This is a genomic window from Microbispora sp. GKU 823 (genome assembly GCF_002027145.1).
In the GTDB taxonomy this organism is placed as follows: Bacteria; Actinomycetota; Actinomycetes; order Streptosporangiales; family Streptosporangiaceae; genus Microbispora; species Microbispora siamensis.
In genome coordinates, this window is sequence record NZ_MWJN01000088.1 from 1 (window position 1) to 22,628 (window position 22,628).

Consider the following 22,628-nt stretch of genomic DNA (forward strand, 5'->3'; position numbering starts at 1 on the left):
CTGCACGGTCGCGGCGTCGGGGGTCGGCCACCTGGGCCGCGCCCGCGGTCTCGTCCACCGGGCCGGGGGGGTGGCCATCCTCGCGGCGATCGTCCCCCCGAAGCCGCCGTCGTCGGCGCGTACGCGCGACCAGTAGTCGTCGTCGTAGTCGTCGGCCTCGCCCCACTCGTCCACGCCACGCTTGCCGCGGGCGGCGGCGGGCTGTTTGCCGCCGCGCTGCGCGGGCCGCGCCGCCTGCCGTCCGCCGGGGCGGGGGGCCGGGCGGGGCGCCGGCCGCTGCTTCTCCGGCTCCTCGAAGGCGTCGAACCCCTTGGGGAAGCTCTCGAAGAACGTCTCCTCGGCGGGCCGGCGGGGCTTGGGACCCTTGTTCTCGGCCATCGCCTTGATGCGCTCGGCGGAGAGAGCACTCTCCCTGCGGTTCATCGACCGCATGCCCAGCGCCACGACCAGCAGCACGAGAAGCACGACGGCGACAAGACCCGAAATGACCGCAGTCATAGCACCACCCTCAAGGCCATGGCCTTTCTGCGGCGCCGGTGAGGTCGCGCGGCCATCGACGCGACCTGCCCCCTTTGATCACCTGCGCTCAGCAATTGGATCCGATTCTGCTCGACCACAATGACCGTTGTCACACCCTAGGTGAAGATTGGTGTAGCACGACTACCTCCGGTGCTCAGCATGTCACTCGATCGTGTTCGCCGTGAGGCGCCCACGGGCGATCGTGTGACTCGCGATGCTCCCCAGAGTCTGCGCGAGGCCGGCGCCCTGCTTCAGGTCGAGCTTCGCGTTCAGTGCGTAGACAGTGAAACGGTAGCTGCCGTCGGCCTGACACGGGGGCGCATAGCCCACCTTCCCGCTCGACGTCATGCCCTGCCGGGCGCCTCGGGGGACGTCGTTCATGCCCAGCTCGGTCGTCGCGGGGTCGATGTCGAACACCACCCAGTGCACCTCCGGGCCGCTGTGGGGACTGTTGTCGTCGACCACGAGGGCCACCGACTTGGCGCCCGACGTGCCCGACCAGCGGAGAGGCGGGTTGCCCTGCCCCCCCTTGCAGGAGTAGTCGTCCGGCAGGGGCGCGCCGTCGCGGAACTGCGGGCTCGACACGCTGATGACGTCGAGGTTCCTCGGCGATCCCCCGCCCAGGATTCCGCAGCCCGACGCGGCCAGCGTGAGCGCCGTCACCGTGACGGCGGCTCGCGTGACCGCTGATTTTCTCGGCGACCCCATGCCCGATGATGCTACGCGGATTGGACAGGTGCCCCGACCGGATCGCGGTGATCCGTACCGATGATCGGGCCCGCGCGAGCCGTTGACCTCCGTGTTCTCCCGAATCGATCCGTACGTACGGAGGACCGGTATGTGGGGTGTGAGGCTCCGGGCGCCCTTATCCGCCACAATCGAGGCATGCAGGGGGACACTCCGGGAGCGGGCATGGGCTTCGCCGTTCTGGGCCCCCTCGACGTACGGCGCGACGGGCGGCCGGTCGAGGTCGGCGGGCAGCGGGTGCTCGTCACCGCCCATCCGCTGCGGGAGCGGCCGTACGCCCTCTACGGGTCGGGCCGCCGCGTCGAGGCGCTGGCCGCCTACGAGGAGGCCGGTCGACGTTCGCGGGCCGGCTCGGGGCCGACCCCTCCCCACGCCGGCCGAACTCCGTCTCGCGATGCTGAGGGGCGAGCCCGCCGCCGAGGGAACCCGGCCGGCGCCGGTGGCGACACCCATCGGGCACGTCGGGGTGGACCAGGCGCCGCCGCGCGCTGTGCGCCGGGGCAACCTGAGGGCTCGGCTGACCAGCTTCGTCGGCCGGGACGACGACGTCGGCAGGATCGGCGCGCTCCTCGCCGCCGGCCGCCTGGTCACGCTGCTCGGCCCGGGCGGGGCGGGCAAGACGAGGCTGGCGGTGGAATCGGCCGAGGCGATCGCCGCGCGCGTGCCCGACGGCGTCTGGCTGGTCGAGCTCGCACCGGTCGGCGGCCCTCAGATGGGCCTGCGAGGAGGCCGAGACGGACCCCGTACGGCTGGCGCCGGCCCACGCGGTGCACGGCATCACGAGCGCGGGCGGAGAGGGCGACCTGGGGCAGGCCGGGCGGAGCCTGGCGGTCACACCCTCAGCGCCGTGTCAGCGCCCCTCCGCAGAGTGGAGGCGCACACGGGCCGTCAGCCGCTGAGATATCGCTGACGGCGCGCTGAGAAGACGGAGAGCGCCGGTGGAGGCCTCAGGGGCGGCGGGCCAGGACTCCGATGTAGCCGCTGTTGCCGGGGTCGCCCGGGTACTGGTCGTGGCGGGGACGCCAGAGCTCGACGGGGACGACGCCGGGCTCCAGAATCTCCATGCCGTCCAGCATGGCGGCGAGTTCCTCGGGTCCACGGTGCACGAAGCCCCCGGCGGAGGTCTTGCCGTAGACCGACTGCGCCTGCTCCACCTTGTGCTGGTCGGAGCGCCGGACATAGGTGTGGGAGATGGCGAGGTAGCCGCCGGAGGGCAGCCCGTCGCGAAGACTCGAGACGATCCGGCTCACCTCCGTGTCGTCGGTGAAGAAGTGCAGGATCGCCAGCGCGAGGATCGCCACCGGCCGGCTGAAGTCCAGGTGCGCCCGGACCCGCTCGTCGGCGAGGATTTCGCCAGGATGCTTCAGGTCCCCCTGCACCACGAGGGTGTTGGGCGTCTTGGCGAGGATGGCGCGTGCGTGCACGAGCACCGTCGGATCGTTGTCCACGTAGACGGTGTGGGAACCGGGGCCGAACATCGCGGCCACCTCGTGCACGTTCTGCTGGGTGGGCAGCCCGGTCCCGATGTCGAGGAACTGACGCACGCCGGCATCGGCCAGTTCCCTGACCACCCGCACCAGGAAGGCGCGGTTGGCGCGGGCCAGCGCGGGGATGTCGTACCCCTGCTCGCGCCCGAGCCGGATGACCTGCTCGGCCGCCTCACGGTCGGAGGCGAAGTTGTCCTTGCCGCCGAGGAAGTAGTCGTAGATGCGCGCCACGCTCGGGACTTTCGGATTCACACCCGCCGGAACGCGTCCCGTCTCCGTCATTCGTCGCCTTCCGCCCGATAAGTACTCCACGGTGATTCATTGGTGATCATAGAAGGTGTGAGCAGCGCCTCTTCGGTGTTCGCGGGAGGAACCCAGACCACCGGGTTATGCGCCGGGGACCGCCGACCGGTGGCAGGCGTGGGCCGGGCGGGTGCGGTCAGCGAGGTGTCCAGGTCGGAGCGGGCGCCGGGCGGAAGAGGAACACCTGGTCGGGCCGCCCGGTGCAGGACTTCTGGGCGAGTTCCGCGCCGGGGGCCACGTCGGCCTCGCCGTACAGCGCTCCCACGCACAGCTCGCTGTGCAGGGGGTGCAGGGCGAACCCCGCCCCCGCGGGCTTCAGCAGGAACCGCTGGTGCGCCGCCCCGGAGCAGTCCGCGGGAGCGATCAGCGCGCCCGGGCCGGTCAGCGCCTCGTCGACGGTGAGGCAGCCGACGCCCTCTTCGGGATGGTGCCACTGGATCTCGTGGGCGCCGCCGGCTGCGTGCAGGTAGGTGTCGGGGACGACATCGCGGCAGGGCCGCTGCACGGCCAGGTGCCGGTCCGTGCGCTTGCTGCGCTCGCGTCCCTCCCCGACGCACAGGTCCCGTCCTGCGACATGCGACGGGACGATGTGATACCACCCGTCGGGCGGCGTGCGACCGCTCCCGGCCGTCGCGGTGGCGGGGGAGGCGGAGGGCCGCGCGTCGCCGCCGGCCCAGGAGACGGGCAGTTGCGCCAGGACCGCGCCCATGGCGAGGAGCAGGACCACGACGCCCGCCCCCGCCATGGCGAACCGCCGCAGCGCCCGGGTCTCCGGTCGTACGGTGTCTCCGTCCGGCCCGGCCGGTTCGTCCGGCGCGGCGGGGTCCGTAGGAAGGGCGTGCTCGCGCCCGTCGAGACCGCCGGGCTCGAAGCGACCGGCCTGATCGGGCCGGTCATCCTGGCCGGGCTGCAGCGGCGGGACGGGCGAGTGGTCCGGGCCGGCGGTCGCGCCGGGAGGATCGGCCGGAAGCGTCATGCCGGCGGCCAGTCGTTTCCTGTGCGCCACCCAGCGCGCCGTCTCGGCCTCGCCGAGCCCGCAGGCCCGTACGAAGGCCGCCACGAATTCCTCCCTGGGGAGGGTCGTGCGCCCGAGGGCGCCCGCGATCGTGCTGGAGGGCAGCACGTCTCCCGACGCCTTCGCGGCGGCCGTGAGCTGCCGGTAGGTCAGACCGGACCACTGGCGGAGACGGCCGAGCGCGGCGACGAATTCGGCCGGAGTGGTCAGGCCGTCGGGATGGGGAGGCGCGCTGAACGGCCCTGACACGACGATCCCCCCAAGCCACGCTTCGGCGTCGATCCGGGCGAAACACTAACAAAGATCGATGACGCGAGGCAGCCCCCGGGTCGGCGGATTTCGCCGCCCAGAGGGCCTGGAGGTGCTGCTCGGTTCTTTTCCCTGGTCGCGTACGTAGACGTAGTGGACACCGAGCCAGAGCCGGCCGAGGGCGTCCTCCTCGGCGGCCTGCTCGAAACTCGTGAAGGTCCTGGTCTTCGGATCGGCGTTCGGGTCGTCGGTGGACGCGGTGAAGGTCAGACTGCGCCCGAACCACCTCTGCATCACGTGGTCGGCGGACCGCGAGGTGGGGTTCTTCGCCCCGCCGTACGCCTTGACCTCGTTGACCTCATGGCGCGCGCGGGCCGGGTCGGGTCCCCGTCGTGACTGTACCGAGGGCCGACGCCGTCCAGGGGAAGGCTACGGATGGTGTCGAGGAAGACGCTGTTCCAGTAGAGCAGGTGATCGAAGGCGGACGCCTGCGGCGGTGGCCCCGTGACCGCCGCGTGCGCCGCCTGGGGGAGCACGACCAGGCGTGCCGGCGGTCACGACAGCGGCCGCCGCGATCACGCGTACGCGCCTCCACCGTGATCGTCGATGCAAGGAGAACCTCCCTAGGGGAAGGCCCCGAGCCCCCCGGCCGGGTGCCGGGAAGAGGGGTGCCCACAGAAGATCCTTGATCTACGAAAGGCGGGACAAGGTTCATGATTGTGCGGAACTGTTCCGGACGGTCCCGTACGGCGCTGTTCCGCGTGAACCGCCCTGGACACGTGCCCGCGGTCTGGTCACGCCGCGAGGGGCCTCTCGGGGCGAGCGACGGGGCAACGGGGATTCGGTACGGAGGCATGGCCCGGACAGACGGCTGAAGGCCGGCCGGTGAGTTCGTGAACTCGCCGACCGGCCTTCTCGCGCCGGGTCGTGATGACGCCGCCCGGTGGACGGCTCCGCCGCGGCGCCCGAAGGCACCGCGTCCTGTGGGGTCAGTCCTGCTTGCGCGCGCCGAACATGATCTCGTCCCAGGTCGGCACCGACGCCCGGCGTCCGCGCGACTTGCGGGGTCGCGGGGGAGCCGGCTTCGGCACGGGCGGGGCGGGCGTCTCGGGCTTGGCGTCCTTCGGAGCCTCCTTCTGCGCCTCCTTCGCCCCGTCCTTGGACCCGTCGCCCGTACGCTGCGTCTTCCCGGCGTCCCCCGTCCGGGCGCCGGGGCGGTGGCGGTGCCTGGGCCGCCGGCGCCTGCGGCGCGGGTGCGGCCTCGGCGGCGGGCTTCGCGGAGCCTGCGCGGGCGGCGTGGCCTGTGCCGCCGGGGCAGCTGGGGCGGCCTGTGCCGCCGCGGGCGCCGGAGCCGGGGGCGTGGCGGCCTCTGCCGCCGGAGCGGCAGGAGCCGCCGATGCGGCGGGGACGGAAGGCGCTGCGGTGGGCTCCGAGGCGGACTCCGCGGGCGGCGCTCGGGCGCGGGCACGTTCGCCGCTGGGGCGTCGGCCGCGGGGCCTGCCGTGGGTTCCTTCGCGGAGTCCGCGGGCGGGGCGGGTGCGGGGACGGCAACAGCAGGCGCCGGCGACGCCTCGTCCGTCGCGCCGCCCTCGGCCGGGTTCACGGCCGTGTCCGTGTCCGTGCCCGTGGCCGCCGCCGCCGTGTCCCTGCCGGAGACCGGCTGGGACGCGGACGCTACGGCCGAGGGCTCGGCCGGTGTGGTGGCCTCCGCGGCGGTGTCCGTGCTCTCGCGGCCGTAGGCGCCGCCCTGGGCGTCCTGAGGGGACGCCGCGGCGGCCACGGCGTCCGTCGCCCCGGAGCCTGTCGTCCCGGAATCCGGAGTGGAGCCCGGAGCGAAATCCGGGGTCGCCGTGGTGCTCGTGGTCGTCGTGGCGTCCTCGGCGGCCACCCGGTCCACGGGCGTCGCCGGACGCGCGGCCTCCCGCGTGTCCGCCGCTCCACTGGGCGGCGTCGTGCTGGTGGGGGCGTCGGGCGCCGGGTTCGGGGCGGCAGGCTCCTGCGGGCGGGACGCCGGTCCGGCCACGTTGGTCTCGCCGGCGGCCTCCACGGCGGCGGGCCGGGGCACGCCGGCCTCGCCGACGGCACTGTCCGCAACAGGTGCGGGAGCGATGGCATCCGCGACAGGCTGGGACGCGGCCTGGCGTTCCACCGCATCCTGACCGTCCTCGCGGCGCGCGCCGTCTCCGGACGTCTCCCGGTCCGGAGCGTCCGGAACGCCCACGGTGACCGGGGCGGCGTCGGAGGGCGTACGCGGATCGGAGGGCGTGTGCGGGGGAGCGGCCTGCGCCGCGGATTCGGTCCGCGGCCTGTCCTCCACCCTGGGCTCGGCGGCGGGCGGCGGGGGCACGGCGTCGGGAGTGGCGATGAGCGACTGCGGCAGCCGGAAGGGCACCGGGGTCAGCTCCGGCCGGTAGGCCGCCGGCTCGTCCGCGTACGGCTCGGGCCGCTCGGGCCGGCCGGTCTCCGCACGCAGCGGCGGGCTCAGCCGCGGCGGCGGCACGGGCTCGGGGAGCGCGGCGGGCTCGGAGCGTACGGCAGGCACGCTGAGACCGGGCTCGTCGCGGCGGGGAGAGGCCTCCTCGGGCAGCGGCGGCACCGGGGCGAGCTTGGACGCGAGGCGGGGCACGAAGGGGCGCACGGTGGCGTCGTCCCGCTCCGGCTCGACGTACTCGGCGGCCGACAGGCGCATGGCCTCGTCGTCGTTGGGGGTGATGTGGCGGCGGCGCGGGTCGAAGAGCCACTCGGCGTGGCGGGTGTGACCGTTCCAGACGAAGCCGAGCCGCACTCGCCACAGGTTGTCGTCGCGCTTGGCGGAGTCCCAGTCGATCTCGTCGGCGGGCACGCCGCGCCGGGTGAGCCGCTCGGCGACCAGCTCGCCGAGCGTGGGCCCGGGAGTCGTCTCGCCCGGCATCCGGACCGAGACCCGCTGGGCCTGCTGGGCCATGTACTCGCGCTCCTGGAGAACCGGTCCCTCGAACCAGCGGACTCTCTCCACCGGAATGCCGGCGGTGGCCGCGATCTCCTCCGCCGTCTCGCCGGCACGGATGCGCGCCTGGATCTCCTTGGGACGCAACGGGCTCTCCACTTCGATCTCGTACTGGCCGAGACGGGAGAAGTTGCCGCGGACCGCAGCGCGGAGCCGGTCGTCGACGGGCAGCGTGAAGCGCGTGCCCCGCCCGGCCGTCGCCAGGACGAGGTACGTTCCGTCCTCACTTACCGCGACGAGACGGAGCTCCTGCATGCGAGTCCCTTCGTCGTCGTGCTCTGTCTTCCCCCGGACCCTTGAGTCTCTCGCGTGAGCCGGTTGCCTTCCAGCACCGTACCCGGCATGTCCGAACATCGCCTCGCCAGGGGGCGAGGCAGATGTTGTGACCCCGGTCACATTTTTCGCGTTCACCTTTCCGCAACCTGTCGGTCGTGTGGGAGCGGCAGTCCACAGGCGGCCGCGCCGCCGATCCGGCCCACAAGGCGAGAGCGAGGGTCGTGTCTCCTCAGGTGGTGCGCGCCCACCGCCCGTCCGTACGGCGCGGGCGCGGCGCACGGCGGCGTGACCGTGCCGTACGCCGTGCGGCCGGACCTGCGGGAGGGTCTCATTCCTGCTTGCTCCCTCGGGTTCGAGTGGCGCGCCGGGCTCTGGTGTGCCCGTGCTCCGCAATGTGCCTGCCCGAGGGCCGGCGCGGGCAACGCGACACGCGGAAGACGCCGGACCGTGGAGAGGGACTTTACGCGGCGATGGGGTCAGCCTTCCCGCGACGCGCCGAGCACCCGGTCGAGGTAATCGTTGCCGAACAGCCCGTCCGGGTCCATCTCGCGGCGCAGCGCGAGGAAGTCGCCGAACCTCGGATACACGCCACGCAGGTAGTCCGCGTCCCGGGTGTGCAGCTTGCCCCAGTGGGGCCGGCCCCCCAGCCTGACCATGATCTCCTCCACGCCCTCGAAGTACGCGGGGTTGGGCGCCTGACGGTAGACGTGGCAGGCGACGTACGCCGAGGGCCTGCCGTACGCGGTGGACAGCCAGGCGTCCGAGGGCGGCGTGACCCGCACCTCGAGGGGGAAGGTGATCGGCCAGCCCGACCGCTCCACGAGGTCCCGCGTCTCCCGCAGAGCCTGGGCGAGGTGGTGGCGCGGGACGGCGTACTCCATCTCCAGGAAGCGGACCTCGCGCACCGACGTGAAGATCTTGTAAGAGGTGTCGACGCACTCCGACGAGCCGAGCAGCCGGCCGGAGATCCCGTTGATCGCGGGCACCGCGCCGGGGAAGCGCGCCCCGACCGCGCAGGCGGCGCCGAACAGCGTGTTCTCCAGGAAGACGTTGTCGAGCCAGCGCTTGAACGGCGCGGGCGGCCGGGCCGGTCCGGTGTCGCGGTTGTTGCGCTTGACCAGGCAGGTGTCGGTGTGGGGGAGCCAGAAGAAGTCGAGGTGGTCGTCGGCCTCCGTCAGGTCGTCGAGCGTGTCGAGGATCCGGCTGAACGCCATCGGCTCGCGCCGGTTGCGCAGCAGGAACGCGGGCTCCACCCGGAACGTGACGGCGGTCAGGATGCCCAGCGCGCCGAGGCCCACCCGGGCCGCGTCGAACAGGTCGCCCTCGCGCACGGTCGTCACGGAGCCGTCGGCGAGGACCATCTCCAGTTCCACGACCTGGTCGGCGAGGCCGCCGACGTGCCTGCCGGTGCCGTGCGTCCCGGTCTGGATCGCCCCGGCGGCGGTCTGGGCCGTGATGTCGCCCATGTTGGCCAGCGCCAGGCCGCGCCGGTGGAGTTCCTCGTTGAGCGCGTGGAGCGGGGTGCCCGCGGCGACCTTGACCCATCCGTCGCCCGCGTCGAGGACGCCGGTCAGCGCGCCGGGCCGCAGCAGGATGCCGTCGGTGAGCGCGACCCCGGTGAACGAGTGCCCGGTGCCGGTCATGCGCACCCGCCGGCCCGTCCTCGCGGCGTCCCGTACGGCGTCGGCGACCTCGGCCGCCGACGCGGGGGCGCGGACCTCCGCGGGGGTGACCGACTGGTTGCGCGCCCAGTTGACGAAGGCGTCCATGCTCCTCCTCGCCCCGGCACCTGCTCCGGGGTGAACATGAACACTACTCATGAATCACCCCGCTGCCTACGGGGCAAGGCTCGGTCTCAGCTGGTGTGCTGGTGACGCACCCGGACCAGTGCCGAGCCGGCGAGCCCACGACGGCCGCGAGCAGCGCGCAGGCGTAGGAGAAGCCGTACGCGTTGGACGCGCCGAACAGGTCGGTCAGCCGTCCGCCCGCCCAGGAGCCCACGGCCACGCCGAGGTTGATCGAGGTGGTGATCCACGCCATGCCCTCGTTGAGCTGGGCCGCCGGGACCAGGCGTTCCACCAGCGAGAACCCGGTGATCAGGGTGGGGGAGATGGACAACCCGGCGACGAAGAGCGCCAGCGCCATGACCCGCACGTCGCGCATGAGCAGCACCGGCGTGAGCCCGGCGGCGAACAGCGTGAGCCCCCGGACGAACCGGGCGCGCAGGCTGATCTTCCACTGCCGCGAGCCGTACCACAGGCCGGAGATCGCGCTGCCGCACGCGATCGCGGCGAGCAGCAGCCCGGCGGCGCCCTTGCTGCCGTGCTCCTCGGCGAAGGCCACGGTGATGATGTCGACAGAACCGAACACCGCGCCCATGGCCAGGAAGACCGCCGACAGCAGCGCCACGCCCGGGATCGCGATGGGGGACCCGGCCGCCCCCCGGTGCCGTACGGCGGGCGGTTCTGTGCCGCGGAGCGAGGCGAACGCCAGCGTGCCCGACACGGTCAGCGCGATCGCGGCGATCAGGCCCGCGTAGGGGTTGATCGCGATCGTGAGGGCGGTCACGAAGGCGGGCCCGCCGACGAAGATCACCTCGTCGGCCACGGACTCGAACGAGAACGCGGTGTGCAGCTTGGCGGGGTCGTCGAGCACGTGCGACCAGCGGGCCCTGACCATCGAGCCGAGCGAGATCCCGGTGGCCCCGGACGCCGCGCCGGCGGCGTACAGCGTCCACTCGGGTACCGAATCGTTCGCGCTGGCGTGCGCGCACAGCATCAGGGCGGTGAGCGAGCAGCCGTGCAGCAGTACCAGCGGGACCAGCACCCGCGCCTGGCCGAACCGGTCCACCAGCCGCCCGGAGAGGGGCCCGGCCACGGCGACCGCGATCGAGAGGGTCGCCGCCACGGCCCCCGCCTTCGCGTACGACCCGGTGATGGCGGTGATCAGCAGGATGACGCCGATGCCGAGCATCGACATGGGCGCCCGCCCGACGAAGCCCGCGATGACGAAGCCCTTGACTCCGGGCGTGCCGAACAGCCCGCGGTACGGCCCGACCATGTTGTGTTCCCCTTCGGCACTGTGTTCGGCACTGTGTGCGTGTGTGTCCGGGCCGGCCGTTCGACAGCGGCGGCGGTCCCGGGAGGCCCCGGGACACGCGGACGGCGTTTGTCTCCGGTTTGACCATCGCCTACCCGCATATCATGAGGCAAGTGATTTTTCCGCGTCGGGGGTGGAGGGGCTGAGGTTGAGGTCGTCCACTTCTTCCGCCTCCACGCGGCTCCGCCCGATCGTGACCGGCCTCGCTGTCGTGATCCTCAGCGTCATCGCCGCGGGCACCGCCTTCCTGGTCACCTGGCCGGGTGACGGCGCGCTGGCGGCCGGCGGCGGCCGGGCGGAGACGGACCGGACGCGGGCGGACAACCCCCTTCCGGCCGCGCGGGCGACGGCGGGAAGCCTCATGCCCGACCGCACGCTGCCGTCGAGCGCGCCCGTCGTCGGCGGGCCCGGCGTGCAGGTCACGCTGCCGCACCTCCTGGCGATCTCCCCGAAGCGGGTGCCGCAGCGCACCCTGTTGAAGATCGCCAAGCTGCGGCACGTGCAGAAGGTGGCGGTCGCCGACGGCGGCGCGGTGCGCGTGTCCGGCACGGCCCTGCGGCTGCTCGCGGTCGACCCGGCCACGTTCCGCTCGTGGACGCCGAAGAACGTGGCCGGCCATCCGGAGGTGTGGAGCGCGCTCGCGCGGGGTGAGATGGTCGCCGACGCGGCCACGATCAAACGTCTCGGCATGGTGCTCGGCGCGGAGTATCAGATCGACCGGGGCCCCAGGCTGCGCGTCGCGGCCTCGGCCTCGCTCGGGCTGCCCGGCGTGGACGGCCTGGTCAGCCAGGACCTGGGCCGCAGGCTCGGCTTTCCCAGCGGTGTCGTGGTGCTCGTGCACGGCGACCCGGGCAAGGTGAGCGACAAGGCGGTCGCGCGCCTGCTCGGCAAGGGCGCGCAGGTCGTGCGGGTCGGCCAGGCCGCCGTCCGGCCGCGGGCCACGGCCACGCCGGGGCAGGCCCTGGTGGGACGGCCGACGAGCTACCTGGACCTCTACCAGCGGTCCGCCACCGTCTGCCCCGGCCTCTCCTGGACCGTCCTCGCCGCAATCGGCCAGGTGGAGAGCAGCCACGGCCGCAACAACGGCCCCTCGTCCGCGGGGGCGCTCGGGCCGATGCAGTTCATGCCCGCCACCTGGAAGGCGTACGGCGTGGACGGCGACGGCGACGGCGAGGCGGACATCTGGAGCCCCTACGACGCGGTGCCGTCGGCGGCCAAATACCTGTGCGCCAACGGGGCCGGCGCAGGCGGCGACAAGCTCAGGAAGGCCGTGTGGTTCTACAACCACTCCTGGGACTACGTGAACAAGGTCCTGTCGCTCGCGGAGGCGTACGCCCGCGCGTACGCCTCCTGACAAGGAAGGCACGCGACGGCGGGTCCTGCCGCGCCGTCTACGGTGCCGTTACCGCTACTGTCCCGGCCGGGCGGCGGGCCGTACGGGCGCCGGGCAGCAGGTGGCCGCGCACGGCGCGGGCTCGGGCTCGGCGAGCAGTTCGGCCACCATCGACACGAACCGCGGGTGGGTGCCCGCGGTCGAGGCCCTGGTGAGGGCCATGCCGAGCTTCTCGGCCGTGTCCGCGGCCTCCACGTCGAGGTCGTAGACGACCTCCATGTGGTCGGAGACGAAACCGATGGGCACCAGGACGGCCGACCGCACGCCCTCGGCGTGCAGCGCCTCCAGGTGGTCGCAGACGTCGGGCTCCAGCCAGGGCACCTGCGGCGGGCCGCTGCGGCTCTGCCAGACCAGGTCCCAGGCCCGGCCCTCTTCCACGTGTGCGGTCACCAGTTCGGCGGCTCGCCTGAGCTGGGCCTCGTACGCGCCCCCCGCCGGCCCCGCCGTGCGGGCCATGGAGACGGGGATGCTGTGCGCGGTGAACACGAGGCGGGCCTGCTCGCGGGCGTCGGCGGCAGCCGGTCGAGGGCCTCGCGGGTGTGGTCGGCCATCGCCGCGATGAACCCGGGGTGGTCGTAGTAGTGGCGGAGCTTGACGATCTCGGGGGCGCCGGGGACGGCGGCGCGGGCACGGGCGATGTCGTCGAGATACTGCCGGCAGCTCGAGTAGGAACTGTAGGCCGCGGTGACGAAGGCCGCCGCCTTGCGGACGCCGTCCTCCTTCATCCGCCGGACCGTGTCCTCGAGGAACGGGTGCCAGTTGCGGTTGCCCCAGTATACCGGCAGGTCCACGTCGAGCGCGGCGATCAGGTCGCGGCACTGCTGGTTGATCGGGCTGACCCCGCCGAACCCCTGGTAGTGCGCCTCGACCTCCAGCAGCCGCTCGCGCGGCACGCCCCGGCCGCGCACGACGTTCTCCAGGAACGGCATGACGTCCTCGGGCTTCTCCGGCCCGCCGAAGGAGACGACGAGCAGGGCGTCGTATCCGTTGGTGCTCCCCATGCGCCACACCTTACGCGGACGGTACGACGGTTCCGTCCGCGCCTATTTGGCTTGGGCGGTGGTGCGTCAGCGAGTAGGTTCGAGCGGTGAGCCAATTTCCGGACATCCGCGAATACATGGCCCTGCCGCGCGTGAACGCCCTGCGGCTGTCGCCCGACGGGACCCGGCTCGTGTCCGTGGTCCAGTCGCTCAACCCCGACGGCAAGTCGTACGGCACCGCGCTGTGGGAGATCCCCCAGGACCCCGGAGGCGAGCCCCGTCGGCTGACCCGGTCGGCGAAGGGGGAGGCGGGGGCCGAGTTCGCCCCCGACGGGACCCTGTTCTTCGTCTCCCGGCGGCCCGACGAGACGGTGAAGGAGAGCGGCGGCGACACGGCCGCCCTGTGGCTGCTGCCCGAGCGCGGCGAGCCGGTGCGCGTCGCCACCCGCCCCGGTGGGATCGGCGGCGTACGGGCGGCCGGCGGCACGGTCGTCTACACCTCCGAGGTGCTGCCCGGCGACGCCGCCACCGAGGAGGAGCGCCGCAAGGCCCGCGAGGAGGCCGGGGTCGGCGCGATCCTGCACGAGGGCTACCCGGTGCGCTACTGGGACCACGACCTCGGCCCTGCGGAGACCCGGTTCTTCGCCGGCCGTGCCGTACGCGAGGGCCTGGAGGACGTGCGCGACCTCACGCCCGGGCCGGGCGGCGGGCTGCGCGACGCCTCCTTCGACCTGACACCCGACGGCTCGTCGGTGGTCAGCAGCTGGCAGGTGTTCCTGCCGAACGGGGAGGTCCGTACGGATCTGGTCGTGATCGACGTGGCGGACGGGTCGCGGCGCACGCTCGCGACGTCCGAGGGGCACGACTTCGTCGGGCCGGTGAAGGTGTCGCCCGACGGGCGGCGGGTCGCCTGCCTGCGGGAGCGGCACGGCACCGAGGAGACGCCGATCGCGCTCGACCTGTGGGTGATCGACCTGGCCACCGGTGAAGGCCGCGCGGTCGCCGGGGAGGTCTTCCCCGCCTCGGTCGCGTGGGCGCCCTCCTCGCGGGAGCTGTTCTTCGCCGCCGACCACCAGGGCCGCAGGCCGATCTTCCGCGCCACCCTGGACGGCGCGGTCACCAGGCTGACCTCGGACGACGGCGCGTACGCCGAGCTGTGCCCGGCCTCCGACGGTTCGGTCTACGCCCTGCGCGGCGCGATCGACTCGCCGCCGCGGCCGGTGCGCGTCGCCGCCGACGGGTCGGTCACCACGCTGCCCTCGCCCACGCCGCCGCTCGAACTGCCCGGCACGCTGACCGAGGTGACCGCGACGGCCGAGGACGGGACCGAGATCCGGGGCTGGCTGGTCGTCCCCGCGGACGCGACCGCCGAGGACCCGGCACCGTTCCTGCTGTGGATCCACGGCGGCCCGGTGTCCAGCTGGAACGACTGGAGCTGGCGCTGGAACCCCTGGATCATGGCCAGGCACGGCTATGCCGTGCTGTTGCCCGACCCCTGCATGTCCACGGGGTACGGCCAGGACATGATCCAGCGGGGCTGGGGCGACTGGGGGCCGGTGACCCACGCCGACCTCATGGCGATCACGGACGAGTGCCTCAAGCGGCCGGAGATCGACGAGCAGCGGACGGCGGCGATGGGCGGCTCGTTCGGCGGCTACATGGCGAACTGGGTCGCCGGGCACACCGACAGGTTCCGGGCCATCGTGACGCACGCGTCGCTGTGGAACCTGGACCAGTTCGCCGGCACCACCGACGGCGCCAACTTCTGGCAGCGCGAGTTCGGCGTCCTCGGGTCCGCCCGCTACGCCCGGCTGTCGCCTCACCGGTGGCTCGGGGAGATCAGGACGCCGATGCTGGTGATCCACGGCGACAAGGACTACCGCGTGCCGATCGGCGAGGGCCTGCGGCTGTGGTGGGACCTGCAGCGCTCGGGGGTCGAGTCGAAGTTCCTCTACTTCCCGGACGAGAACCACTGGGTGCTCAAACCCGGCAACGCGATCGCCTGGTACGAGACCGTCCTGGCCTTCCTCGCGCAGCACGTCCTGGGCGAGAAGTGGACCAGGCCGCCGTCCCTGAGCTGACCGTTGAACGGCGGTACATCCTGGTTTGGGAGGATGTCATCCGTGCGGCCGACGCCCGTGCCGGGCGCCGGCCGCTTCGTTGTGAGCACGTACGAGGAGGGGGCAGGCCAGGATGGACGAGCGGGAGCATCGGCATGACCGCACGCGGGTGGAGGAGCTGCTGGAGCTGGCGACCGGCATAGCGGAGGAGGCCGGCCAGATGCTCCTCGCCAAGCGGCCCGCGCGGCCCGAGGTGCTCGCCACCAAGTCGAGCCCCACCGACGTCGTCACCGCGCTCGACCGGGCCGCGGAGGAACTGATCCGCGGCAGGATCGCCGAGGTCAGGCCGCACGACGCGATCCTCGGCGAGGAGGGCGGCGACACCCCCGGCGAGGGCGGCGTCCGGTGGGTCGTCGACCCCATCGACGGCACGGTCAACTTCCTGTACGGCCTGCCGGACTGGGCGGTCAGCATCGGCGTCGAGGTGGACGGCGAGATCGTCGCCGGAGCGGTGCACAACGTGCCCCGCGGCGAGTTGTTCACCGCGTCGAAGGGCGGCGGCGCCTGGCTGAGGGGCGAGCGGCTGCGCTGCAACACCGGCGTCCCGCTGGCCAAGGCCCTCGTCGCCACCGGGTTCGGCTACGCGGCCGGGCGGCGCCGGGTGCAGGCCGAGGTGCTGGCGCAGGTGGTGCCGCAGGTCAGGGACATCCGGCGCGGCGGCTCGTGCGCGGTCGACCTCTGCTCGGTCGCCGCGGGCCGGGTCGACGCCTACTACGAGCGCGGCGCCAACTACTGGGACCACGCGGCGGCGGGCCTGATCGCCGTGGAGGCCGGGGCCCGCATCGGCGGCCTGAACGGCAGGCCGGTCAGCCCCGACATGGCGCTGTGCGCGGCCCCGGGGCTCTTCGAGGAACTGCACGACCTGCTCGTCCCCCTCGACCCCGAGCGCGACTGACGCGCCCGCTCGGCCGCCCCTCCTCGCCCGCGTACCCAACGGGCGATGGAGGGGGCGGGCCCGCCCGGTCCAGCGGATGACCGTCCGACCAGCCGCGCTGTCTCCTGTTGCTTGACCGCCGCAGCACCGCGTCCGAGCACCGCGCCGCAGCACCAAGCGCCAAGCACCGCGCCCGAGTGCCCGCTTGAGGACCGGCGCTGCTCTCTGCTGTTCCGTCGCGCTGTGCTGTGCCGTCAGTCGCGTTGCGCTGTGCCGTTCAGTCGCGTTGGCTCCTGCCGCCGAGGCCGAACTCCCGTGCGACGTCCTCGACGTTGGCGAAGGTGCGGTCCGGCAGCGCACGCAGGGCGGACAGCACCCCGTCCGGTGCAGACTCGGACTCGGCGCGGGCCAGCAGGTCCTGCCGGCTCGCCGGGAAGACGTGCGTCCCGCTGATCCACCGCGCGAGATCGCTGCGGCTGTCCACCTCCTGCCTGCTCAGGCCCTCCGGCGAGCCCGGCTCGTGCTCCTGGCCCGGCCGGCCGCGTTCGATGCCGCCCTGTTCCATGGCGATCCACCTCTCGTGCTTGGGTGACGCTGCGGAGACGACGGCTCTGCACCTCGTGGTCGCCGTGAATTCGCGTGGAGTTCCCGCCGGCTTCGCCCGATGCACAGACAGGCGAGGGGGCCCACCGTTCGGCGGGCCCCCTCGTCAGTGTCGGTTCCGGTCAGCGCTGGATGGAAATGCCGTGATCCTCGGCGAGGCGGTGCAGGTCCTCGATCTCGGCGGTGAGGGTGTCGGCGAGGAAGTCGTCCCCGCTCGTGGTGGCCTCTTCAAGACCCTTGTAGGCCTGGTCGAGCCTGGTTTCGATCGTGGTCGTGAACTCGCCCATCTCACCTTCTTTCTCAGGGGGCGAAACGTGTCACGGGGGCTCCGGCACGGATCCTGCGGAGAGGCGCGCCCTTCCCCGGCACACGACAATGGAGGGTGTCCGGGGCCTTACCCATGTCCGGACCGACCGCAAACCTGTGAATTTCTGTGCTCTACGTCACGTAGAGCGCCGGAACCGCTTACCGGCGGCTTACGTCGAATATGGCCACAATGAGGGGCGTCGTACCAGCTAGGAGGACTTGATGCGCGTGCTTGTGGTGGAGGACGAGCGGGTGCTCGCGGACGCGATCGCCACCGGACTCCGCCGGGAGGCGATGGCCGTGGACGTCGCCTACGACGGCGCCGCCGCCTTGGAGAAGACCGGTTACATCGACTACGACGTGATCGTGCTCGACCGCGACCTGCCCAAGGTGCACGGCGACGAGGTGGCCCGCCGCCTGGTCGCCCAGCGGTCGGCCTCGCGGATCATCATGCTCACGGCCGCGGGCGACGTGGACGACAAGGTCGAGGGCCTGGAGCTGGGCGCCGACGACTACCTGGCCAAGCCGTTCGTGTTCATGGAACTCGTGGCCCGGGTGCGCGCGCTCGGCCGCAGGTCCGCGCCGCCGCTGCCGCCCGTGCTCGAACGCGCCGGCGTCCGGCTCGACCCCGGCAGGCGCCAGGTGACGAGGGACGGGGTCGAGGTCCACCTCACCAAGAAGGAGTTCGCGGTGCTGGAGGAGCTGATGCGGGCCGAGGGCGCCGTCGTCAGCCAGGAGGACCTGCTCGACAAGGCGTGGGACGAGAACATCGACCCGTTCACCAACGTGGTCAGGGTGACCATGATGACCTTGCGCAAGAAGCTGGGCGATCCGCCGGTCATCGAGACCGTGCCCGGTGTCGGGTACCGGCTGTGACGACCCGCGCCGCCACGTCCCGGGGGAGGGGGCCCTGTGACCGAACCGCGTGACGTCTCCGAGAGGGGGACGCCCCGGATCCTCCCGCCGCCCGGCGAATCGGACGCCGCCACGACCTCGCCGGACGTGGCGGCTCCGGCCGGCGGCCAGGCTCCGGCGGCTCCCACCCGCCGGATGTCGAACCCGATGGGCACCGGTCCCTACCGCAGCCAGGTGCCGCCGCCGCCCAGCGGGCCGCCCGCCTGGGACGGCCCGCCGCCCCTGGTCGCCCACCCCGTGCAGCGGGGCAACCTGCTCAACGAGATCAGGTCGCTGCAGAACCGCGTCAGCATCCGCTGGCGCCTGACCCTCACGTACGCCGCGCTGGTCTTCGTCGCCGGCGCGCTGCTGGTGATGGTCATGTACGTGCTGATCGGCCAGGCGATCGACATCGGCTGGCAGAGCGCGCCGCAGATCATCTTCCCGCGCGGGAGCGTGCCGCAGGAGTGGATCGACGAGGTCAACCACCAGTTCGCCCAGTCGCAGGCGGAGGTCACCGCGGTGGCGCGGGCCGAGCTGCTGAAGCGGGCGCTGCTGGCGCTGGCGGGCGTCGGGATCCTGGCGCTGATGCTGGGATACGTCGTGGCGGACCGGGCGCTGCGGCCCGTCAGCAAGATGACGGCGACCGCACGGAAGCTGTCGGAGACCTCGCTCGCCCACGAGCGCATCGACCTCCAGGGCCCGGCCGACGAGCTGAAGGAGCTGGCCGACACCTTCGACGCGATGCTCACCCGGCTCAACACCGCCTTCGACGCGCAGCGGAGGTTCGTGGACAACGCCTCCCACGAGCTGCGGACGCCGCTGGCGATCAACCGCACGGTGCTGGAGGTGGCCCTGTCCGATCCCGAGGCGTCGGACGACCTCAAGGTGCTCGGGCGCACGCTCCTGGGCACCACCGCACGCAACGAGCGGCTGATCGAGGGCCTGCTGCTGCTCGCCCGCAGCGAGCGCGAGCTGTCGGTGCGCAAGCCCGTGGACGTCCAGGAGGTCGCCAGGACGGCCGTGGAGCAACTGGCCCCCTTCGCCGGGGAAGAGGGTGTCACCGTCGAGCACGACCTCCACCCGGCGGCCACGACGGGCGACCCCGTGCTCATAGAACGCTGTGTCTCCAACCTCGTCGAGAACGGCATCAAGCACAATCTCGGCGAGTCCGGAAAAGTATGGGTCCGGACGGGAATTGTGGACGGGGGTGCGGTTGTTCAGGTCGCGAACACGGGACCGCACGTTCCCGCGTACGAGGTGGAGAGCCTGTTCGAGCCGTTCCGGCGCCTGAATGCCGACCGGGTTCAGTCCGCCAAGGGCGCGGGTCTCGGCCTGTCCATCGTGCGCGCGATCGTCCGCGCGCACGGCGGAACGGTCGCCGCCGTCCCCCGCGACGGGGGCGGTCTCGTGGTGACGGTGCGTCTGTCCGGAGCCGGGGCATCTCCGGGGACGCCGCAGTCGGCGCGCTGATGGAGCGTGCGCGCCGCACATGTGGTTGGATGTGCCGTCGAACGCGGTGGGGGATACCGCCGATACTGTGGTTTTCGCCATATTTGGCTAACCGCAGCCCCCGGCGGGACGCCCCTCGCGTGTCGGAAGGTTCAGTGTTCGTTCAAGCGGGTACCGAATGCACAATTTACCGGCCCCCGCGGGCACAACACCGGCCTTCCGAGCGTTATCCACGCGCGACACAGGCGCAGGCAGATAGATGAGGGGGATGGAGTAGCAGATGGCTACCGACTACGACAGCCCGCGTAAGACCGACGACGATCTCAACGAGGACAGCCTTCAGGAACTCCAGGCGCGTAGGAGTGACAAGTCGTCGGGCAGCATCGACATCGACGAGACCGATCTGGCCGAGTCGCTGGAGTTGCCGGGGGCGGATCTGTCGAACGAGGAGCTCTCGCTGCGGGTGATTCCTCGGCAGGCCGACGAATTCACCTGCTCGCGGTGCTTCCTGGTGCACCACCGCAGCCAGCTGGCCTCGGAGAAGAACGGCCAGCAGGTCTGCCGCGAGTGCGCCGCCTAGGAGACCCTTGGGAGGGTCCGTGACTTCAGCAGCGGATGAATCAAACAACGAGGTGGCCGACCTTGTCGGCAAACTCGTCGCCCCTGAGGAGACGGACGGGGCCGAGCGGCGTCGGCTGCTCGGCCGCCTCAGCGGGGCCTTGGCAAGGTCCGCCAGGAAGGCACGAGAACGGGGAGTCGGCCGGGGGCGATGGCTGGCCGACGTCTTCATGAACATCGCCCCGCGGTTACCGATCAGGGACTACGAGACGCTGCGGGAACACCACTACGGGCTCACCGGCGAGCAGCTCGCCGACGATCTCGTCCGCACCGCCGCCAAGGCGACGACGGCGGTCGGCGCGGTCGGCGGAGCGCTCGCCGCGGCCGAGTTCGCCGCCCCGCCGCTCCTGCTGTCCGCACCCGCCCAGATCGTGGCCGAGACGCTGGTCGTCGCGGCCATCGAAGTGAAGCTCCTCGCCGAACTGCACGAGGTGTACGGCGTGGAGGTCCCCGGCACCGGCGCCCAGAGGGCGACCGCGTTCGCGCTCGCCTGGTCGAAGCAGCGGGGCGTCAACCCCCTCGCCCCCGGTTCGGCCACGATCGCACTCGGGACCGCCGCCAAGACCGCGCTGCGCAACCGCCTGATGCGCACGCTCGGCCGCCACCTCACCACGCTCGGCCCGTTCCTCACCGGCGCCGTGGCCGGCGGCGCGCTGAACCGGGCCGCCACCAGGAAACTCGCCGCCGCCGTACGCGCGGATCTGCGCCGTCAGCGCGCTCTGCCCCCCGGCTGACGCCCCTGCCCCCCGGCTGATCCTCCGGTCTCGGTCTGCGGGTGAAGCGCCGCGATCCTGGCGCCCGTCCCAATCGGCACTCTCCGGCCGTCCTGATCTTCCAGATAGGGAAGTGTCACCGATTGGTCTAAACCTCTTGCCGACCCCGTATGAGCTGCATGAGATCATTCTCACAGCCTTAGGCGTGGATTGTGCACGTTCTTACGGGTATGGGGGTCACTGGTGACTTTCCGTATGGTGGTCACAGGCGACCACCTGGAGGGGATTCATGCGTGGCACCAGCTCTTTTCTGATCGTCGCGAACCGGCTGCCGGTCGATCGCGTGGGCGAGAACGAATGGCGGCGCAGCCCGGGCGGGCTCGTGACCGCCATCGCGCCCGTCATGCAACGCCGTGACGGGGCCTGGCTCGGCTGGACCGGGGCGGCGGGAGAGGAGCTGAAGCCCTTCGACCACGACGGGATGCACCTGATCCCCATCCCGCTGTCCCAGCTCGAGGTCGAGCTGTACTACGAGGGCTTCTCCAACGCCACCCTGTGGCCGCTCTATCACGACGTGGTCGCCACGCCCGTCTACTCCCGCGTGCTCTGGGACGCGTACCGGGCGGTCAACGACCGCTTCGCCCGCGCGGCCGCGGACGCCGCCGCGCCCGGCGCGGTCGTCTGGGTGCAGGACTACCAGCTCCAGCTCGTGCCCGCGATGCTGCGCAAGCTGCGGCCCGACCTGAAGATCGGGTTCTTCCTGCACATCCCGTTCCCGCCGGGCGAGCTGTTCTACCAGCTGCCCTGGCGCAACGAGATCCTCGAAGGACTGCTCGGGGCCGATCTCGTCGGCTTCCAGCGGCCGGGCGGCGCCGCCAACTTCCTGCGCCTGTGCCGCCGCCTGCTCGGCGTGCAGTACCTCCGCAACGAGATCCAGCTCGACGACCGGACGGTCCGCGCCGAGTCGTTCCCGATCTCCGTCGACGTCGGCGAGCTGGACCAGCTCGTCCGCGAGCCGCGCGTCCAGCAGCGGGCCAAGGAGATCCGCGCCGAGCTGGGCGATCCCGAGCACGTGCTGCTCGGCGTCGACCGCCTCGACTACACCAAGGGCATCGGCCAGCGGCTCAAGGCGTTCGGCGAGCTGCTCGACGACGGCGCGATCAAGCCGGACGAGGCGGTCTTCGTGCAGGTCGCCACGCCCACCCGCGAGCGGGTCGCCGAGTACATCCGGCTGCGCAACGACATCGAGCTGCGGGTGGGCCGCATCAACGGCGAGCACGGCGTGCTCGGCCGCATGCCGATCTCCTACCTCCACCAGTCGTACAACAAGGAGGAGCTGGCGGCGCTCTACTGCGCGGCCGACGTCATGGTCGTCACGCCGCTGCGCGACGGCATGAACCTCGTCGCCAAGGAGTACGTCGCCTGCCGCCACGACCTGCGCGGGGCGCTCGTGCTGAGCGAGTTCGCCGGGGCGGCCGACGAGCTGCGCCAGGCCTACATGGTCAACCCGTACGACATCGACGGCATGAAGCGGACGATGCTGGCGGCGATGCGGGCGACCCCGCACGAGCTGGCGCGCCGGATGCGCTCGCTCAGGCGCAGGGTCGCGACCTACGACGTGGACAGGTGGGCCAGCGACTTCCTCACGGCCCTGGAGTCCGGGGAACCCGTCGCTCCTACGGAGTGAGGTCCCGGGCGGCGTCCTTCCAGGAGCGCCACTTCTTCGCCGCCGACCGCGTGATCACGATCCGCGTGATCTCCATGCCCAGGCCCATCACCACGGCGTACGCGATCGCCTCGCCGAGCCCGATGTCGGGGGAGTCGGCGCTCGCCGGCGGCTTCTTGCCGGTCGCCTTCTCCCACGCGAACGACAGCACCTTGCGCGAGCAGAAGCCCACCGCCAGGCCGAGCAGGCCGCCGACGATCCGCCACTGCATGTCGGGCTTGTCCGTCGCGCCGAGTTCGCGCTTGGCCTCCCGAGCCATGTCCGCCAT

At 72.3% G+C, this 22,628-nt stretch carries 19 protein-coding genes and 2 pseudogenes; 9 read left to right on the plus strand and 12 right to left on the minus strand.

Annotated features, from left to right (window positions below; genetic code table 11):
• Positions 1-498: pseudogene (locus B1L11_RS33360) on the minus strand (hypothetical protein); the annotation flags it as partial.
• Positions 499-681: 183 nt separating this feature from the next.
• Positions 682-1,227 carry a YbhB/YbcL family Raf kinase inhibitor-like protein gene (locus B1L11_RS33365; RefSeq protein ID WP_079319338.1) on the minus strand — a complete coding sequence of 182 codons (546 nt, stop codon included), beginning with the start codon at positions 1,225-1,227 and terminating at the stop codon, positions 682-684.
• A 478-nt stretch (positions 1,228-1,705) separates the two neighbouring features.
• On the opposite strand from B1L11_RS33365, the gene B1L11_RS54270 reads away from it, so the two are divergent.
• Positions 1,706-2,176 carry a hypothetical protein gene (locus B1L11_RS54270; RefSeq protein ID WP_218671475.1) on the plus strand — a complete coding sequence of 157 codons (471 nt, stop codon included), beginning with the start codon at positions 1,706-1,708 and terminating at the stop codon, positions 2,174-2,176.
• Between the two features lie 37 nt (positions 2,177-2,213).
• On the opposite strand, the gene B1L11_RS33375 is transcribed toward B1L11_RS54270, so the two are convergent.
• The 6 genes from B1L11_RS33375 to B1L11_RS33400 form a co-directional block, all read right to left on the minus strand.
• Positions 2,214-3,035: an SAM-dependent methyltransferase gene (locus tag B1L11_RS33375; protein WP_079319339.1), complete on the minus strand. Its 822-nt coding sequence runs from the start codon at positions 3,033-3,035 to the stop codon at positions 2,214-2,216.
• A gap of 157 nt (positions 3,036-3,192) precedes the next feature.
• The gene (locus B1L11_RS33380) at positions 3,193-4,320 is read right to left on the minus strand and encodes an XRE family transcriptional regulator (protein ID WP_079319340.1); all 1,128 of its coding nucleotides are present in this window, start codon (positions 4,318-4,320) and stop codon (positions 3,193-3,195) included.
• A 45-nt stretch (positions 4,321-4,365) separates the two neighbouring features.
• Entirely contained in the window at positions 4,366-4,617 is a 252-nt protein-coding gene (locus B1L11_RS33385) for a hypothetical protein (protein WP_143737734.1), read from the minus strand.
• A gap of 61 nt (positions 4,618-4,678) precedes the next feature.
• Positions 4,679-7,561, minus strand: coding sequence for a septation protein SepH (gene sepH, locus B1L11_RS52560; RefSeq protein WP_256863107.1), 2,883 nt, complete (start codon positions 7,559-7,561; stop codon positions 4,679-4,681).
• A gap of 497 nt (positions 7,562-8,058) precedes the next feature.
• Positions 8,059-9,351 carry a D-arabinono-1,4-lactone oxidase gene (locus B1L11_RS33395; RefSeq protein ID WP_079319342.1) on the minus strand — a complete coding sequence of 431 codons (1,293 nt, stop codon included), beginning with the start codon at positions 9,349-9,351 and terminating at the stop codon, positions 8,059-8,061.
• A 43-nt stretch (positions 9,352-9,394) separates the two neighbouring features.
• Positions 9,395-10,642 carry an MFS transporter gene (locus B1L11_RS33400; protein WP_079319343.1) on the minus strand — a complete coding sequence of 416 codons (1,248 nt, stop codon included), beginning with the start codon at positions 10,640-10,642 and terminating at the stop codon, positions 9,395-9,397.
• 232 nt (positions 10,643-10,874) lie between these two features.
• Between B1L11_RS33400 and B1L11_RS33405 the strand changes: the two genes are divergently transcribed.
• Complete coding sequence (locus B1L11_RS33405) at positions 10,875-12,035, plus strand: lytic transglycosylase domain-containing protein (protein ID WP_256863108.1); 1,161 nt, start codon at positions 10,875-10,877, stop codon at positions 12,033-12,035.
• Between the two features lie 54 nt (positions 12,036-12,089).
• On the opposite strand, the pseudogene B1L11_RS33410 reads toward B1L11_RS33405, so the two are convergent.
• A pseudogene (locus B1L11_RS33410) lies at positions 12,090-13,075 on the minus strand (ferrochelatase).
• A 116-nt stretch (positions 13,076-13,191) separates the two neighbouring features.
• Here B1L11_RS33410 and B1L11_RS33415 point away from each other — a divergent pair.
• Positions 13,192-15,135 (plus strand): prolyl oligopeptidase family serine peptidase, encoded by a 1,944-nt coding sequence (locus B1L11_RS33415; RefSeq protein ID WP_079319344.1) that lies wholly within the window; start codon positions 13,192-13,194, stop codon positions 15,133-15,135.
• A 112-nt stretch (positions 15,136-15,247) separates the two neighbouring features.
• Positions 15,248-16,069, plus strand: coding sequence for an inositol monophosphatase family protein (locus B1L11_RS33420; RefSeq protein ID WP_079319345.1), 822 nt, complete (start codon positions 15,248-15,250; stop codon positions 16,067-16,069).
• 256 nt (positions 16,070-16,325) lie between these two features.
• Here B1L11_RS33420 and B1L11_RS33425 read toward each other — a convergent pair whose 3' ends face one another.
• Positions 16,326-16,613, minus strand: coding sequence for a DUF2795 domain-containing protein (locus B1L11_RS33425; protein ID WP_079319346.1), 288 nt, complete (start codon positions 16,611-16,613; stop codon positions 16,326-16,328).
• A gap of 160 nt (positions 16,614-16,773) precedes the next feature.
• Positions 16,774-16,938 carry a hypothetical protein gene (locus B1L11_RS47345; RefSeq protein WP_179155445.1) on the minus strand — a complete coding sequence of 55 codons (165 nt, stop codon included), beginning with the start codon at positions 16,936-16,938 and terminating at the stop codon, positions 16,774-16,776.
• A gap of 241 nt (positions 16,939-17,179) precedes the next feature.
• Here B1L11_RS47345 and B1L11_RS33430 point away from each other — a divergent pair, with 241 nt between their 5' ends.
• The 5 genes from B1L11_RS33430 to B1L11_RS33450 all read left to right on the plus strand — a co-directional run bounded on the left by B1L11_RS33430 (position 17,180) and on the right by B1L11_RS33450 (position 22,321).
• Positions 17,180-17,833 (plus strand): response regulator transcription factor, encoded by a 654-nt coding sequence (locus tag B1L11_RS33430; RefSeq protein ID WP_079319347.1) that lies wholly within the window; start codon positions 17,180-17,182, stop codon positions 17,831-17,833.
• A 36-nt stretch (positions 17,834-17,869) separates the two neighbouring features.
• Positions 17,870-19,324, plus strand: a complete 1,455-nt coding sequence (locus B1L11_RS33435; protein ID WP_256863109.1) for a cell wall metabolism sensor histidine kinase WalK — start codon at positions 17,870-17,872, stop codon at positions 19,322-19,324.
• A 259-nt stretch (positions 19,325-19,583) separates the two neighbouring features.
• Positions 19,584-19,883, plus strand: coding sequence for a DUF4193 domain-containing protein (locus B1L11_RS33440; RefSeq protein WP_030505490.1), 300 nt, complete (start codon positions 19,584-19,586; stop codon positions 19,881-19,883).
• Positions 19,884-19,935: 52 nt separating this feature from the next.
• Positions 19,936-20,655 (plus strand): hypothetical protein, encoded by a 720-nt coding sequence (locus B1L11_RS33445; protein ID WP_143737735.1) that lies wholly within the window; start codon positions 19,936-19,938, stop codon positions 20,653-20,655.
• Positions 20,656-20,923: 268 nt separating this feature from the next.
• Positions 20,924-22,321: a trehalose-6-phosphate synthase gene (locus B1L11_RS33450; RefSeq protein WP_079319349.1), complete on the plus strand. Its 1,398-nt coding sequence runs from the start codon at positions 20,924-20,926 to the stop codon at positions 22,319-22,321.
• On the opposite strand, the gene B1L11_RS33455 is transcribed toward B1L11_RS33450, so the two are convergent.
• Complete coding sequence (locus B1L11_RS33455) at positions 22,311-22,628, minus strand: DUF4235 domain-containing protein (protein ID WP_079319350.1); 318 nt, start codon at positions 22,626-22,628, stop codon at positions 22,311-22,313. The two genes, B1L11_RS33450 and B1L11_RS33455, sit on opposite strands and share 11 nt — an antisense overlap.

Excerpts from the sequence above, each read along its gene's own strand:
- B1L11_RS33450 (WP_079319349.1), top strand. The coding sequence starts at position 20,924 with ATGCGTGGCACCAGCTCTTTTCTGATCGTCGCGAACCGGCTGCCGGTC.
- B1L11_RS33365 (WP_079319338.1), bottom strand. The coding sequence starts at position 1,227 with ATGGGGTCGCCGAGAAAATCAGCGGTCACGCGAGCCGCCGTCACGGTG.
- B1L11_RS33415 (WP_079319344.1), top strand. The coding sequence starts at position 13,192 with ATGGCCCTGCCGCGCGTGAACGCCCTGCGGCTGTCGCCCGACGGGACC.
- B1L11_RS33375 (WP_079319339.1), bottom strand. The coding sequence starts at position 3,035 with ATGACGGAGACGGGACGCGTTCCGGCGGGTGTGAATCCGAAAGTCCCG.
- sepH (WP_256863107.1), bottom strand. The coding sequence starts at position 7,561 with ATGCAGGAGCTCCGTCTCGTCGCGGTAAGTGAGGACGGAACGTACCTC.
- B1L11_RS47345 (WP_179155445.1), bottom strand. The coding sequence starts at position 16,938 with ATGGGCGAGTTCACGACCACGATCGAAACCAGGCTCGACCAGGCCTAC.
- B1L11_RS33455 (WP_079319350.1), bottom strand. The coding sequence starts at position 22,628 with ATGGCGGACATGGCTCGGGAGGCCAAGCGCGAACTCGGCGCGACGGAC.
- B1L11_RS33400 (WP_079319343.1), bottom strand. The coding sequence starts at position 10,642 with ATGGTCGGGCCGTACCGCGGGCTGTTCGGCACGCCCGGAGTCAAGGGC.
- B1L11_RS33430 (WP_079319347.1), top strand. The coding sequence starts at position 17,180 with ATGCGCGTGCTTGTGGTGGAGGACGAGCGGGTGCTCGCGGACGCGATC.
- B1L11_RS33395 (WP_079319342.1), bottom strand. The coding sequence starts at position 9,351 with ATGGACGCCTTCGTCAACTGGGCGCGCAACCAGTCGGTCACCCCCGCG.
- B1L11_RS33420 (WP_079319345.1), top strand. The coding sequence starts at position 15,248 with ATGGACGAGCGGGAGCATCGGCATGACCGCACGCGGGTGGAGGAGCTG.
- B1L11_RS33425 (WP_079319346.1), bottom strand. The coding sequence starts at position 16,613 with ATGGAACAGGGCGGCATCGAACGCGGCCGGCCGGGCCAGGAGCACGAG.
- B1L11_RS33440 (WP_030505490.1), top strand. The coding sequence starts at position 19,584 with ATGGCTACCGACTACGACAGCCCGCGTAAGACCGACGACGATCTCAAC.